16 protein-coding genes are annotated in these 13,623 nt (G+C 73.2%); 8 read left to right on the top strand and 8 right to left on the bottom strand.

The window, feature by feature from the left end; translation table 11 throughout:
- Positions 1–129: 129 nt before the first annotated feature.
- Complete coding sequence (locus tag ACFWJX_RS23880; RefSeq protein ID WP_383247094.1) at positions 130–954, bottom strand: helix-turn-helix domain-containing protein; 825 nt, start codon at positions 952–954, stop codon at positions 130–132.
- 181 nt (positions 955–1,135) lie between these two features.
- Here ACFWJX_RS23880 and ACFWJX_RS23885 point away from each other — a divergent pair, with 181 nt between their 5' ends.
- Positions 1,136–1,366, top strand: a complete 231-nt coding sequence (locus ACFWJX_RS23885) for a hypothetical protein (RefSeq protein WP_383247119.1) — start codon at positions 1,136–1,138, stop codon at positions 1,364–1,366.
- A complete protein-coding gene (locus ACFWJX_RS23890; protein ID WP_383246619.1) occupies positions 1,308–1,811 on the top strand; it encodes an ATP-binding protein in 504 nt (167 codons plus the stop codon). The genes ACFWJX_RS23885 and ACFWJX_RS23890 overlap by 59 nt, the downstream gene beginning before the upstream one ends.
- A gap of 96 nt (positions 1,812–1,907) precedes the next feature.
- Here the strand turns inward: ACFWJX_RS23890 and ACFWJX_RS23895 are convergent, their stop codons facing one another.
- From ACFWJX_RS23895 to rpmG, 5 genes are all read right to left on the bottom strand, one after another.
- Entirely contained in the window at positions 1,908–2,168 is a 261-nt protein-coding gene (locus tag ACFWJX_RS23895; protein WP_355907402.1) for a DUF397 domain-containing protein, read from the bottom strand.
- Positions 2,169–2,923: 755 nt separating this feature from the next.
- The gene (rpsR, locus tag ACFWJX_RS23900) at positions 2,924–3,157 is read right to left on the bottom strand and encodes a 30S ribosomal protein S18 (RefSeq protein ID WP_086771852.1); all 234 of its coding nucleotides are present in this window, start codon (positions 3,155–3,157) and stop codon (positions 2,924–2,926) included.
- Positions 3,158–3,160: 3 nt separating this feature from the next.
- On the bottom strand, positions 3,161–4,345 hold the full coding sequence (locus tag ACFWJX_RS23905) for a CobW family GTP-binding protein (RefSeq protein ID WP_383246623.1): 1,185 nt from the start codon (positions 4,343–4,345) through the stop codon (positions 3,161–3,163).
- Complete coding sequence (locus ACFWJX_RS23910; protein WP_383246626.1) at positions 4,342–4,596, bottom strand: type B 50S ribosomal protein L31; 255 nt, start codon at positions 4,594–4,596, stop codon at positions 4,342–4,344. The genes ACFWJX_RS23905 and ACFWJX_RS23910 overlap by 4 nt, the downstream gene beginning before the upstream one ends.
- Before the next feature lie 6 nt (positions 4,597–4,602).
- Positions 4,603–4,767, bottom strand: a complete 165-nt coding sequence (rpmG, locus tag ACFWJX_RS23915) for a 50S ribosomal protein L33 (RefSeq protein ID WP_150472150.1) — start codon at positions 4,765–4,767, stop codon at positions 4,603–4,605.
- A 62-nt stretch (positions 4,768–4,829) separates the two neighbouring features.
- Between rpmG and rpmB the strand changes: the two genes are divergently transcribed.
- The 4 genes from rpmB (at position 4,830) to ACFWJX_RS23935 (ending at position 6,703) form a co-directional block, all read left to right on the top strand.
- Entirely contained in the window at positions 4,830–5,066 is a 237-nt protein-coding gene (rpmB, locus tag ACFWJX_RS23920) for a 50S ribosomal protein L28 (protein WP_073495651.1), read from the top strand.
- Positions 5,066–5,371 carry a 30S ribosomal protein S14 gene (rpsN, locus tag ACFWJX_RS23925; RefSeq protein WP_073495648.1) on the top strand — a complete coding sequence of 102 codons (306 nt, stop codon included), beginning with the start codon at positions 5,066–5,068 and terminating at the stop codon, positions 5,369–5,371. The genes rpmB and rpsN overlap by 1 nt, the downstream gene beginning before the upstream one ends.
- A 153-nt stretch (positions 5,372–5,524) precedes the next feature.
- Positions 5,525–6,082: a hypothetical protein gene (locus ACFWJX_RS23930; RefSeq protein WP_383246631.1), complete on the top strand. Its 558-nt coding sequence runs from the start codon at positions 5,525–5,527 to the stop codon at positions 6,080–6,082.
- 93 nt (positions 6,083–6,175) lie between these two features.
- A complete protein-coding gene (locus ACFWJX_RS23935) occupies positions 6,176–6,703 on the top strand; it encodes a DUF4232 domain-containing protein (protein WP_383246634.1) in 528 nt (175 codons plus the stop codon).
- A 35-nt stretch (positions 6,704–6,738) separates the two neighbouring features.
- Here ACFWJX_RS23935 and ACFWJX_RS23940 read toward each other — a convergent pair whose 3' ends face one another.
- Positions 6,739–7,845 carry a DUF2786 domain-containing protein gene (locus ACFWJX_RS23940; protein ID WP_383246636.1) on the bottom strand — a complete coding sequence of 369 codons (1,107 nt, stop codon included), beginning with the start codon at positions 7,843–7,845 and terminating at the stop codon, positions 6,739–6,741.
- An 85-nt stretch (positions 7,846–7,930) separates the two neighbouring features.
- Between ACFWJX_RS23940 and ACFWJX_RS23945 the strand changes: the two genes are divergently transcribed.
- Both ACFWJX_RS23945 and ACFWJX_RS23950 read left to right on the top strand, forming a co-directional pair.
- Complete coding sequence (locus ACFWJX_RS23945) at positions 7,931–8,671, top strand: Clp protease N-terminal domain-containing protein (protein WP_383246639.1); 741 nt, start codon at positions 7,931–7,933, stop codon at positions 8,669–8,671.
- 70 nt (positions 8,672–8,741) lie between these two features.
- Positions 8,742–10,424 (top strand): bifunctional 3'-5' exonuclease/DNA polymerase, encoded by a 1,683-nt coding sequence (locus ACFWJX_RS23950; protein ID WP_383246642.1) that lies wholly within the window; start codon positions 8,742–8,744, stop codon positions 10,422–10,424.
- Here the strand turns inward: ACFWJX_RS23950 and ACFWJX_RS23955 are convergent, their stop codons facing one another.
- Positions 10,425–13,520 (bottom strand): BTAD domain-containing putative transcriptional regulator, encoded by a 3,096-nt coding sequence (locus tag ACFWJX_RS23955; RefSeq protein ID WP_383246645.1) that lies wholly within the window; start codon positions 13,518–13,520, stop codon positions 10,425–10,427. It lies immediately after the preceding gene.
- Positions 13,521–13,623 lie beyond the last annotated feature (103 nt).

The following is a 13,623-nucleotide window of genomic DNA, read 5'->3' on the forward strand; positions in this document are numbered from 1 at the left end:
CCCCTGCTGCGATCGGCTCCGATCGGCATCACGATCTGATCACACGTCATCGTACGTGTGTTTCAAGGGAGTTGGGGTAACACCTGGGGCACTCCCGGGTTTCCCGAGGGGAAACCCTGAGGATGCGGCCTAGGAGAGCTGGATCAGCCCGCGCAGCAGGTCCCGGCTCTCGTCGGGGCCGGGGCTGTCCTGCTGGAGTTCCTTCAGGGCCTGCTCGTACTGGGCGACGTCCTCGCGCTTGTCCAGATAGAGGGCGCTGGTGAGCTGTTCCAGGTAGACGACGTCGGAGAGGTCGGACTCCGGGAAGCTCAGGATGGTGAAGGCGCCGGACTCACCGGAGTGGCCGCCGAAGCTGAACGGCATGATCTGCAGCCGTACGTTGGGGCGCTCCGAGATCTCGATCAGGTGCTGGAGCTGCTCGCGCATGACCTCGCGGTCGCCGTACGGCCGGCGCAGGGCTGCCTCGTCGAGGACGATGTGGAAGTCGGGGGCGTTCTCGGCGACGAGGTACTTCTGGCGCTCCAGGCGCAGGGCCACGCGCCGGTCGACGTCGGCCGCGCTCGCCCCCTTCATCCCGCGCCGCACGACCGCGTGCGCGTACGCCTCGGTCTGGAGCAGGCCGTGCACGAACTGGACCTCGTACGCCCGGATCAGGGCGGCGGCGCCCTCCAGGCCGACGTAGGTGGGGAACCAGTTGGGCAGGACGTCGGAGTAACTGTGCCACCAGCCTGCGACGTTGGCCTCGCGGGCGAGTCCGACGAGCGCCTGGCGTTCGGCGTCGTCCGAGATGCCGTACAGCGTCAACAGGTCTTCGACGTCACGGGTCTTGAAGCTCACCCGGCCCAGTTCCATTCGGCTGATCTTCGACTCCGACGCCCGGATCGAGTACCCCGCCGCCTCGCGTGTGATGCCGCGTGCCTCACGCAGTCGCCGTAGTTGCGAGCCGAGCAGCATCCGCCGCACCACCGATCCGGGCTCTCCCGCGCTCACGTTCGCCAGCCTCCCCAACCGTCCTCAGGGCCCGCAGTCTGCCACTAAAACACTTCGAGCAGTACTCGTCCGATTACAGAGATGGAAAAAGCCAAAGGGTACACGCGGTGCTGCGCGAGGGAAGGGTGAGGAGAAAGCAAGGGGAGTGCTCGCCAACCGCAAGAAGATGGCGGAAAAAATGGCCAAGAAGCGGTACGGGCGGGTCCATTTCGGTCATGTGCACGTGCATCTGCCCTTGCATCTGTTCTGCGCATCGGAAACCATGGTCCCGCGCCACCGCTGCATCGCAACGACCGCGAATCCCGGGAGTGCCTCGCATGGGGACGAATGGATCGACCATGCTCGAGCCGTTACGGCAGGGCCTTCCGCCGCTTGATCCCGCGGCCGTGTCCGACGCGGCCTCCTGCGCCCTGCCGGCCCGCCTCGAAGCGGTGCGTGAGGCACGCCAGTTCACCAGGAGAACCCTGGGTCAGTGGGACGTGGGCGAGCGGTTCGACGACATATGTCTGGTCGTCTCGGAACTGGTGACCAACGCTCTGCGGCACGGACTGCCGCCCGACGCCACGCCGTGCGTGCCCGAGCAGCGGCCGCCCGTGCGGCTGCACCTGCTGCGGTGGACCGAGCGGCTGGTGTGCGCGGTGCGCGATCCCAGTCACGACAGTCCCCTGCCGCGCGAGGTGGACGACTTCGCTGCGGAGTCGGGCCGCGGCCTGTTCCTCGTCGACTCCTTCGCCGAGGGCTGGGGCTGGCACCCGCTCTCCCCGAGCCTGGGCGGCAAGGTCGTCTGGGCGCTGTTCCGGCTGCACACCCCCGCCGAATGACGAACCGCGGCGCCTTCTGGTGCCGCGGTTCTACGCGCGTCGCGGCCCCTTGTGCACCGTTCTCCCCGGCGCGTCGCACGCCGGGGCGGGCCGCCGTCAGCCGGCGATCAGGTGGTCGAACTCACCGTCCTTGATGCCCAGGAGCATCGCCTCGATCTCGGCCCGCGTGTAGACGAGCGCGGGACCGTCCGGGAAGCGCGAGTTGCGTACGGCCACGTCACCGCCGGGCAGACGCGCGAACTCGACGCAGGATCCCTGCGAGTTGCTGTGCCGGCTCTTCTGCCAGGCAACGCCGTACAGCTGTGTGGCCGCCATGCCGTTGTACACGTCGTGCCCCCCGTCAACGTCGTGGTCCACAGGTCGCTCCCTGGTGGTGCACTGGCTCGTGTGGCCATAGATGCCGTGGTCAACTGTTCCGGATCATAGCCCCGTTCACGTGCGTCTGCATGAGCAGATGCACGTGCACGTGGGGTGCTTGCACGGTTACAGCTTTGGCGCCTGCTTTACCGAGCCCGGGACGGTGCTGGGGCCCGTCGCGCGTCTGCCCCGAAGCCCGCTCGGCATGCGGCCACCGGTCTTCCTGGGGGGCCTGCGGCTGGGCGGGCAGGACAGGTGGTACGGATCGAACCACTCGTGCACAGGAAGAGACGCATCGGGGGCCCTCGATGTTCCGTCGCCCCGGACACGGTTCGGCCGACTGACCCCGGCGCGGGCCACGGCGGATGGCCGGATCCCGCCTGCCTGGCCGGACGCCGACCGTCCACTCGGTACGCCGTCCGGCCCGCGGGCAGCCTCCGGCGGCCCCGGCATCGACCTCACGGCAGCCGCCCGCGCCGTCGCCGCCCTCGCCGCGAACAGGCCGGGGCCTCGGCCCCCGCCTCCCCGGCGCGAAACGGCCTCGCCCCCGTGGGCGACGGAGGCGTCGTCCACGGGGGCGAGGGCGGTCCCGTCTCCGAACAGGTCGCGGGAGACGGTCGGTCGGCGGATATCGGGTCGCGCATCCCGCCAGGACGACGGGACGGCCGGTGCGTTTTCCGTCGTACGAACAGCGATCGGGTCGTACGACGATGAGGGGAGCGATCGTACGAATACGACGGGGTCTCGCCGGGGTGTCAGCGGGTGCTGTACGGCAGGAGCGCCATCTCGCGGGCGTTCCTGACGGCCCGTGCCAGGCGGCGTTGCTGCTGGGCCGAGACACCGGTGACCCGGCGGCTGCGGATCTTGCCGCGGTCGGAGATGAACCGCCGCAGCAGGGCGGTGTCCTTGTAGTCGATGTAGGTGATTCCGGCCTGATCCAGCGGGTTGGGCCGGTTCTTGACGGGCTTGCGTTCGGTCTTGCGGGGCACGGGTCAGACCTCCAGGAGGGTGTCGAAGGCGGGTGGCAGCCGCTTCCAGGCGTCGCGCCCGGCGGCGTACTCGGCGTCGGTGAGCAGACAGGACTCCAGCAGCTCATGGAGTCCGTCGCGGTCGAGGCCCGGTGAGGTGAAGACCAGGTGCTGGCAGCAGTCGCCGTGCTCGGGGTGCCAGTCCATGGCGGCCGCGGCTCGGCGCACCGGCGGGAGCATCTCCCAGGCCGCGTCCGGCAACGAGGCCAGCCACGGGCCCGCGGACTCGACACACAGGGCGCCGCCCGCCGCGTCCCAGTGGAGCAGCACGTCCGGCTTGTCGGCGAGCCAGAACCGGCCCCGGCTGCGGGCGGCGGCGCAGGTCAGGTCCTCCAGTGCCGCGTACAGCCGCTCGGGGTGGAAGGGGCGGCGGCGGTGCCAGACGAAGGTGGTGACGCCGTGGGCGTCGGCCTCGGCGGGCAGCAGGGCGCAGGCCGGGTGCTGGGCCGCGGCGGCGGCCTCCACGTCGAAGCCGGCGAACGCGGCGGCGACGAGCGGCGAGCGCGGCTCCGGTCCACCTGCATGTGCGGATGGGCCCGCCGGGTCCCCGAGGTGGCCGCCTCGGACGGGGACCCGACGGGCCGTCGGATGGAGCTGGACCAGCAGCTCGCGGTCCTCCTCGTCGGCCTCCGGGGAGTCGACGACGGCCAGGACGGGGGCGTACTCCAGCTGCCGCGCGAAGGTGTCGGCGACGGTCCGCTGGTCGGTGGCCGCCGCGGCGAGGCCGCGCTCGGCGAGGTCGTCGCCGTTGCCGAGGTACGGCAGCAGGAGCGCCGGGTCGACGGCGGTGATCACGCCGGTGACCGTGAGGCCTCCGGCGACGACCACCTCCGCCATCGCCTTGGGCTCGACCGAGTCCCACAGTTCGACGACCGCCAGCCGGGTGGTGGGGTCGTCGGCGAGGCGGAGCAGCTCGGGCACGAGGTCCTCGCGCAGGGCGCAGCAGGCACAGTCGTTGACCAGCGGCGCCTCGCCCGCGGAGAGGATGCCGTCGGCGTCCCGGATCGTGCGGACGACCGTGCCCGCCGCCGCCGTCGCCAGGTCGTGGTGGAGCGCCACGCTGCCGCGGACATCGGCGAGCAGCCGCGCGACGGTCGTCCGGCGGGCCTCGGCGTGCAGCCCGCCGACGATCACCACCGGCAGACTCACGCCCCGCTCCGCTTCCCGAACCGGCGCTCGAAGCGCTCCACGCGGCCGGCCGTGTCCAGGACGCGGGCGGTGCCGGTGTAGAAGGGGTGGCTGACGTACGAGATCTCGACGTCCACGACGGGGTAGGTGTTGCCGTCCTCCCACTCGACCGTCTTCTCACTGCTCATCGTGGAGCGGGTGAGAAAGGCGTGGTTCGCGGCGCGGTCGCGGAAGACGACGGGACCGTAGGGCGGGTGGATTCCCTCGCGCATGGCTGGTCAGCGCTCCTCTCGGAAGTCGACGTGGCGGCCGATGGTGGGGTCGTACTTGCGCAGGGTCATACGGTCCGGGTCGTTGCGGCGGTTCTTGCGGGTGACGTACGTGTAGCCGGTCCCCGCGGTGGAGCGGAGCTTGATGACCGGGCGCAGTTCGTTGCGTGCCATGCTGCTACCTTACTGAAAATGAATTCCATTAGCATCTGACTTCGAGGAGAGGTACGTCACCCATGTCCGCGCACTGCATGCTGACCGGCGCCCAGCCGGGCTTCGGCAACCGCATCTCCCACTCCCACCGGCGCACTTCGCGCCGCTTCGACCCCAACATCCAGTCCAAGCGTTACTGGCTGCCGAGCGAGGGCCGTCAGGTACGGCTGCGGCTGAGCACGAAGGGGATCAAGACGGTCGACGTGATCGGCGTCGAGGCGGCCGTCGCCCGGATCCGGGCGCGGGGGGTGCGGGTCTGATGGCGAAGAAGAGCAAGATCGCGAAGAACGAGCAGCGGCAGGAGGTCGTCGCCCGGTACGCCGAGCGGCGGGCCGAGCTGAAGGAGATCGTCCGGCGGCCGTCGTCTACGGAGGCGGAACGGCTGGCCGCCCAGCGGGAGCTGCGCCGGCAGCCGCGGGACGCGAGCGCCACACGCGTGCGTAACCGGGACCAGGTGGACGGACGGCCTCGCGGGTACCACCGGGCGTTCGGGCTGTCCCGGGTGAATCTGCGCGGACAGGCGCACGCGGGGTATCTGCCGGGGGTGCGCAAGGCCTCCTGGTGACGTCCGTAGGCTCGCGTCCCGCGGTGTTGTCGCCGGGGCGGGCCTGGGGCGGACCTCCCTTGTTTCCCGGCTGGTAGCTTGCTGCCGGTCCTTCCGGTACTTTCCGGTTCCTCCGGTCGACCCGGCCGTCCGGCTACAGCTTGGGAGCCCGCAGTGACTTCGGTGAACTTCTCGCGCCCCTCGCCCACCTCGCGTCCCGCGCGCGGGACGTCCCGCCGGGGGGCGCGGGCCGCCGCCGTGACCGCCGCCGTACTGGCGGCGGCGCTCGCGCTGTCCGCGTGCAGCGACGACGGTGACTCCGACAGCTCGTCCTCGGCCACGCCGAGTGTCACGGCCGACGCGGACACCGGGGGCGGGAGTGGCGGGACGAGCGGGTCTTCGGCCCCGGTCACGGCCTCCGGCGAGCTGGAGGGGAGCTGGCTCGCCACGGCGGACGGCCGGGCCGTCGCCCTGATCATCACCGGGCGGCAGGCCGCCCTGTTCGCGACCGGCGGGACCGTGTGCAGCGGGACCGCCGGCAAGGAGGCCGGCATGACGATGATCCGGCTCACCTGCACGAGCGGGAAGAAGGACCGGACGACCGGCATGGTCGACTCCGCCGACGGCGAGAGCCTCAAGATCACCTGGGACGGCGCGGCCGGCGAGGAGACGTACACCAAGGCTGAGGGCGGACAGTGGCCGTCCGGGCTGCCGACGGCCGGTCCGGGATAGCGAAGCGATCACGAGGGCGGGGGCGTGCGGCGGAAGAGGGCGTTCATGCGTGATGATCCTCCGAGCACCGTCACGTAACCGTAGGGACCACTCATGCGCGCCGTTCCGATCACCGTCACCGCACTCGCCGCCGCCTTCCTTCTCACCGCCTGCGGGGGCGGGGACGACAGCGCCTCCGGCGACGGACAGAACAAGGCCTCCTCCGGCACCGCCTGCGCCGCCGGTGATCTGACCATGGCGGCCGGTGCCGTGAACGCCGCCCCCGCCGCCGGGGACACCGGCAACGTGACCGTCACGGTCACCAACGGCGGCAAGGAGTGCACCCTGGACGGCTTCCCGAAGGTCGAGCTGGAGGGCGGCGGCACCACCGTCGCGGTCCCCCGCGACGAGGGCGCCGAGTCCCAGCCGCTGCCCCTCGCCGAGCAGGGCACCGCCTCCTTCACGATCACCTACGTCCGCGGCGAGGACGGCGACGGCAGCCTCGCCGTCAAGACCCTCAAGTACGGGCTGCCGGACGCCTCCGCCACCGAGAGCCTGGACTGGTCGTACGGCGCGGTCGCCCTCAAGGACGGTGACGAGCCGGACGCCTCGGTGAGCGCGTTCCAGGTGGCGGGGGACTGATCCCGGGTCCGGCCGGGTCCGGTTGCCGGGCCCGGTCAGGGCAGGTGCGGGCGGGAGTGGACCTGGGCCCGGTCCGCCGCTTCGGCGCCCTCCGTCCAGCCCGCCTCGTCGGTGATGCCTCGCAGGCGGGTGGTGGTCGTCCGCGGGAAGAGGCGGTCCGTGGCCGCCGTGACCGCCACCTCCCGGGATGCCAGGACCGGGAGGAGGTCGGCGGTGACCGGGGTCTCGGCCGCCGCGGCCAGGCGGGTGCCCACGCGGTGGGCGTAGGCGGCCAGGAAGGACTGGCGGAAGCTCTTCGTGCGTTTGCGGCCGCCCGCCCGCTGTGCCGCCTCCGCCTTCGTCATCGCGGTCCTCGCCTGTACCAGGAGCGAGGTGTAGAGCAGTTCCACCACCTCCAGGTCGGCCTCGAAGCCGACGACCGTGGAGAAGCAGAAAGGTTCGTTCCACACGGCCCGGCAGTGGTTCGCGCCGGCGACCGCGTCCAGCAGCACCGCCTTGGCCTGCTCGTACGGCGGCTCGACGCCGATGCGGCGGGCGCCGGGCGCGTCCGGCGCCGGAGCCGCCGCGTCGAGCAGCGCCTCGTCGACGCTGTGCCGGGCCATCAGCTCCTGCGCCTTCGCGGTGAGCGCCTCGGCCTCCTCGGGAAACCCGGTCGCCTCCGCCTTGGCGAGCAGCGCGCGGATGCGGGTGAGCATGCGCGAGTCGGAGCGCGGCCGCCCGCTCGCCTCCTGGAGGGGTTCGAGGGTGGGCAGCCGCAGCAGCAGCCGGTACAGCTCCAGGACCGTCGTGGCGTGGGAGAAGCGGTCGCCGGTACGGGGCGAGGGGTCGGTGGGCAGCTCGTCCAGCTGGGCCGACCAGCGCCTGCCGCGCGCCCGGTCGTGCGGCGCCTGTGCGCGGATCAGCGCCGAGAGCAGTCGTACGTGGGTGTCCTCCAGGTCGCGGCGCACGAGCCGTACGAGGTCGGCGGGCTGCCAGCCGCGGCGCCAGGCGGCCGCCAGGAACTCCTCGCCGCGCCGGTCGAGTTCGGCGTCCGCGGCCGGGTCGGCGGCCAGCAGGGAGGCGCCGGTGTCGAGGGCCGTGTCGGTGTCGTCGTAGAGGGCTGCCTGGAAGGCGCGTTCGACGGTGCTGGGCGTGCTGCTCACCCATGGATCGTGCCACGCGCGCGTGGCGGTACGAGACTGTCAACCAAGGGTTGACAGTCCAGAGGTGTCAACTTACGGTTGACACATGACCTCGCGACAGGATCCCACGTCCTCCATCCGTCTCGACGACCTCATCGACGCCATCAAGAAGGTCCACCCGGAACCGCTGGAACAGCTCCAGGACGCCGTCATCGCCGGCGAGCACCTCGGGGACGTGGCCGACCACCTGATCGGTCACTTCGTCGACCAGGCCCGGCGTTCGGGGGCCTCCTGGACCGACATCGGCCGGAGCATGGGCGTGACGCGGCAGGCCGCGCAGAAGCGGTTCGTGCCCAAGGAGTCGGCCGACCTCGACCTCAGCCAGGGCTTCAGCCGGTACACCCCACGCGCGCGGAACACCGTCATGGCCGCCCACACCGCGTCCAAGACGGCCGGCAACTCCGAGGGGCTGCCCGCCCACCTGGTCCTCGGCCTGCTCGCCGAACCGGAGGGCCTCGCGGTCAAGGCGCTCGCCGCGCAGGGCGTCAGCCCGGAGGCGGTGCGCGAGGCGGCGACCGCCGCGCTGCCGCCCGCCGCCGACGAGGTGCCCGAACTCGTCCCCTACGGCTCGGACGCCAAGAAGGTCCTCGAACTCACCTTCCGCGAGGCCCTGCGCCTCGGCCACAACTACATCGGCACCGAGCACATCCTGCTGGCCCTGCTGGAGTTCGAGAACGGCGAGGGCGTCCTGAGCGGGCTCGGTGCCGACAAGGCGGGCGTCGAGCGGTACGTCGAGGAGACGCTGGCCGAGATCGTGGGGGCGGGGGAAGGCGAGAAGGGGGCCTGAGGGCGGCGGGCCCGCGGGCGCCCGGACGTCGTCCCGGCCCGATGTCAGACCCCCCTGCGACACTCGCAGCATGGCCGAACGCTGGGCACTCGCTCCGGCCGAGGGTGGTGGCGCGGAGCTGGCCGCCCTCGGTCCGGACGGGCTGCCCGCGGGACCAGTGGTCCACGAGCCGGACCTGGCGGCGGCGGTCCGGGCCCGGCCGGACGTCGGCCGGTGGGTGTGGCGGTCCACGGCGGAGGTGTATCCGCGTCTGCTCGCCGCGGGGGTGCGAGTAGAGCGGTGCTACGACGTCGAGGACGCCGAGACCCTCCTCCTCGGCCACGAGGGGAGGCACGGCGAGCCCCGCTCGGCCGCCGCCGCCCTGGCCCGGCTGCGCGGCGGCCCGGTCCCGCCCGACCCGCCGCAGCGCGCCGCCGAGCCCGGCGCCCAGTCCCCGCTGTTCGAGCCGCAGGCCACCGCGCTCCCGCTGGCCGACCTCCTCGCGGTCTACGCCGAGCAGCAGCGGCGGCACGACCGGGCGGAGCACCCGGAGCGGATGCGGCTGCTGACGGCGGCCGAGTCGGCGGGGATGCTGGTGGCCGCCGAGATGAACCGCGCGGGACTGCCCTGGAGCGCCGACGTCCACCGCGAGATGCTGCACGACCTGCTCGGCGAGCGGTACGCGGGCAGGGGCGAACCCCGGCGCCTCGCCGAACTCGCGGACGAGGTGTCGGCGGCGTTCGGGCGCCGGGTGCGGCCGGACCTGCCCGCCGACGTGGTCAAGGCGTTCGCGCAGGCCGGCATCAGGGTCAGGTCCACCCGCCGCTGGGAACTCGAGTCGATCGACCACCCGGCCGTGAAGCCGCTGATCGAATACAAGAAGCTGTACCGCATCTGGGTCGCGCACGGCTGGTCCTGGCTCCAGGACTGGGTGCGCGACGGCCGCTTCCGGCCCGAGTTCCTCGCGGGCGGCACCGTCACCGGCCGCTGGGTGACCAACGGCGGGGGCGGCCTCCAGATCCCCAAGGTGATCCGGCGGGCCGTGGTCGCCGACCCCGGCTGGCGGCTCGTCGTCGCCGACGCCGACCAGATGGAGCCGCGCGTCCTCGCGGCGATCTCCCGCGATCCGGGGCTGATGGAGGTGGCCGGCCGGGAGAGCGACCTCTACCAGGCCGTCTCCGAGCGCGCCTTCTCCGGTGACCGTGCCCAGGCCAAGCTCGCCGTGCTCGGCGCGGTCTACGGCCAGACCTCCGGCGACGGACTGAAGAACCTCGCCGCGCTCCGCCGCCGCTTCCCGCGCGCGGTGGCGTACGTCGACGACGCGGCACGGGCCGGCGAGGAGGGCCGGCTGGTGCGGACCTGGCTGGGGCGGACCTGCCCGCCCGCGGCCGGGGAGGGCGCGGCGGCGGAGGCCGGCATCCCGTCCGGGGACGAGGACCCGCCCGAGACCCGCCAGTGGGTGCCGGGGTACGCCTCCAGCGACGCCCGCGCGCGGGGCCGCTTCGCCCGCAACTTCGTCGTCCAGGGCAGCGCCGCCGACTGGACCCTGCTGCTGCTCGCCGCGCTGCGGCACACGTGTGCGGGCATGGCGGCCGAGCTGGTCTTCTTCCAGCACGACGAGGTGATCGTGCACTGTCCCGAGGAGGAGGCCGAGACGGTCGTCGCCGCGATCCGGGAGGCGTCGGACCTGGCCGGACGGCTGACGTTCGGGCAGACGCGGGTCAGGTTCCCGTTCACCACGGCGGTCGTGGAGTGCTATGCCGACGCCAAGTGATCACCGCGCCCCGGCGAGCAGCTCCCTCAGCTCCCCCACGACGGCCTTCTCGTCCGTGCCGTCCAGCGCGGCCAGCGCCCGCCGCCACTCCTCCACCGCCCGCTCCGGCCGGCCCTGCTCGCGCAGCAGGAGACCGTGCTGGTGGCGGGCCAGGGCGCCGGTGTAGCAGTCGGCGCGGGCGTCGGCCCGGCGGAGCAGCTCGGTGCACTCGCGGACGGCGGACTCGGTGCGGCCCAGCAGGCGCAGCGCGCGGACCAGGCCGAGCCGGGACTGGGACTCGCCGTGCCAGTCGCCGTGGCCGCCGAGGATGCGCAGGCTCTCCTCGAAGTGCGGCCGTGCGGCGGCCGGTTCACCGAGGGTGAGATGCGCGTAGCCGATGTTGCAGTGCGCCGAGTGCTGCACGAGTACGGCCCCGATCTCGTCCCCGATGGCGAGCGAGAGCCGGTGCTGCTCGATGGCGGCGCGCGGGTCGGTGTGCTCGTACAGGTTGCCGAGGTGGCTGTGGGTGACGGCCTGGCCGTGCCGGTCGTCGAGCTGGCGCGAGTACTCCAGGCTCTGCCGCAGGGCGAGGCCGGACTCCTCGTAGCGGCCGAGGCCCTCCAGCAGCAGGCCCCGGTTGTTGAGGCAGCGCCGGATCCAGGAGAGCCGGTCGAGGCGCCGCCAGATCGTCAGGGCCCGGTCGGTGAGGGCGAGGGCGTCCTTCTGGCGGCCGGTCAGGAAGTGCAGGCCCGCGAGATCTCCCAGCGCGTAGGCCTCGGCGGCCTCGTCGCCGAGCCGTCGCGCCACTCGCAGGGCGGTCCGCCCGAGCACCTCCATCTCGGCGACCCGGCCGCTGCGGTGGAGGTAGGGGAAGAGCAGGCGCAGGAGGGTGGAGACGAGGGGGGCGTGGTCATCGGCATGGCCGTGGACGTCGTTCGTGCCGTCCTCCACCAGCGCGACGATGTTCTCCAGTTCGCTGTCGCCCCAGGCGAAGGCCTCCTCGGGGCCGGTGAAGGGCGGCACGTCCCGCACATGGGCCGCGTGCCCGCGCGGCTGGGCGGGGGTGGGCAGGCGGCGGTCGTCCTGGTCGAGGCCCGGTTCGACGATGGCCGTGAGGGCCCGTTCGGCGACGGCGGCGTACCAGCACAGGGCGGCCGCCCTCGGGACGGCGGCGCCGTCGGTGCCTGCGCTCTCCGCCAGTTCGCGTGCGAAGTCCCGCACGAGGTCGTGGGGGGCGTAGCGGCCGTACGCCGTCTCCTCCAGGAGGGCGACGTCGACGAGGCGGTCGAGGGCGGCCTCGGCGCGGCGCTCGCCGGTGCCGGTGAGGCGGGCGAGCAGCGGCACGCCGTAGGCAGGGAGGTCGAGGGCGCCGATGTGGCGGAGTGCGAGGGCGGCGTCGCGGTCGGCCTCGCGGTCGGAGGCGGCGAGCGCGTCGTGTGCGACGGCGAGGGAGCGGCGCACGCTGAGGTCGTCGTACTCCAGGTGGTGCAACCGGCCGTCGGTCTCCGCCAGTTGGCCCGCCAGGACGTCCGGGGTGAGGGCCTGGCGGGCGGCGAGACGGGCGGCGACCACGCGCAGGGCGAGCGGGAGACGGCCGGTGAGGCCGACGAGGGGGTGCCCGGGGCCGAGACCGTCGCGTCCCGACACCGCGCGCAGCAGGGTCGCGCTCTCCTCGTCGGACAGGGGCGCCAGGGGGAAGCGGTGGGCGCCGTCGAGGGCGGTGAGCAGGGAGCGGCTGGTGACGATCACCGCGCAGCCGGGGCCGGCCGGCAGCAGCGGGCGTACCTGCGCGGCGTGTGCGGCGTCGTCCAGCACCAGGAGGGTGCGGGTCGGTGCGAGCAGGGTGCGGAGCAACGCCGATGCGGCGTCCGGGTGTTCGGGGATGTGCCGGGGGTCGGTGCCGAGGTCGCGGAGGAGGGCGGCGAGGGCCTGCCCTGCGGTGAGGGGCGTCATGCCCGGGGTGGCGCCGTGCAGGTTGATGTAGAGCTGACCGTCGGGGAAACGTTCCTTCAGGGTGTGGGCCACGTGCAGGGCGAGGGCGCTCTTGCCCACGCCGGCCATACCGCTGATGACGGCGAGCACGCCCGCGCCGGCCGGTGGCTGCGCGGTGAGGGTGGGGTGGAGGGAGCGGAGGGTGGCGGTACGGCCGGTGAAGTGAGCGGGAGGCGGAGGGAGTTGGGCGGGGGGTGGGAAGGGCTGGGCGGGGCGGTGAGCGGGGGCGGGGGTCGGCGTGGTTTCGGGGTCCGTTCGCTGGCCGCGCAGGATCTCCATGTGGGCGTCGCGTACCGCCGGCCCCGGTTCGATGCCGAGTTCCTCCACGAGGCGGGTGCGCAGGTCACGGTGGACGGCGAGGGCCTCGGCCTGACGGCCGCCCCGGTGCAGGGCGAGCATCAGCTGACGGTGGTAGGCCTCGCGGAGGGGATGCTCGGCGGCCAGGGCGGTCAGCTCCGGGACGAGACGGTCGAGGGCGGGGGCGGGTCGGCGTCGGGTGCCGGTTCCGGTGCCCGTGTCAGTGGCGGTCCCCGCTCCGGCCCCGGTTGTGGCTTCACCGAGGGCGAGTTCGGCGTCGTAGCGCCATTCCAGGAGGAGCAGCCGCGCCTCCTTCAGGCGCTGGGTGAAGGCGTAGCCGCCCAGTTCGGCGGGGAGTCCGCTGAGGGGGGTGCCCCGCCACAGGGCGAGCGCCGCCGCGCACGCGTCGACCACGCGCTCCCAGTCGTGGGCGGCGTGCGCGCCGCGTGCGGTGGCGAGGTGGTACTCGAACACGTGGACGTCGAGTTCGCCGTGCTCGACCCGCAGTTGGTAGCCCGGCGGGGCCGTACGCAGCCGCGTCGGGTCGTCGAGCATGCGGCGCAGCCGCGTGACGTGGTTGTGCAGCGAGGCCTGCGCGGATGCGGGCGGCGCACCGCCCCACAGCACCTCCTTGAGCGCATCGACCGGGACGATCCGGCCGGCGTCGAGCAGCAGGGCGGCCAGCAGGGCGCGCCCCTTGGGGCTGCGGATGCTGCGGGGTACGGGAGCGGCAACAGGGGCGGGGGGAGGGTCCGGAGCGTCGGTCGGGACGGTGTCGTAGAGGACCGGTGGGCCCAGCAGTCCGAACCGCAGCCCGTACCGCCGCATCACACCGACCCTCGCCCTTCCGCGCGTCCGTCCCCGGTCGCGCCCCACGGCGTGCACCCCGCCGTTCTGGCGGATTTCCGCCCCGGCGCGGCGGTATTCCGCC

The sequence above is a fragment of the Streptomyces sp. NPDC058335 genome, assembly GCF_042723915.1.
Lineage (GTDB): Bacteria > Actinomycetota > Actinomycetes > Streptomycetales > Streptomycetaceae > Streptomyces.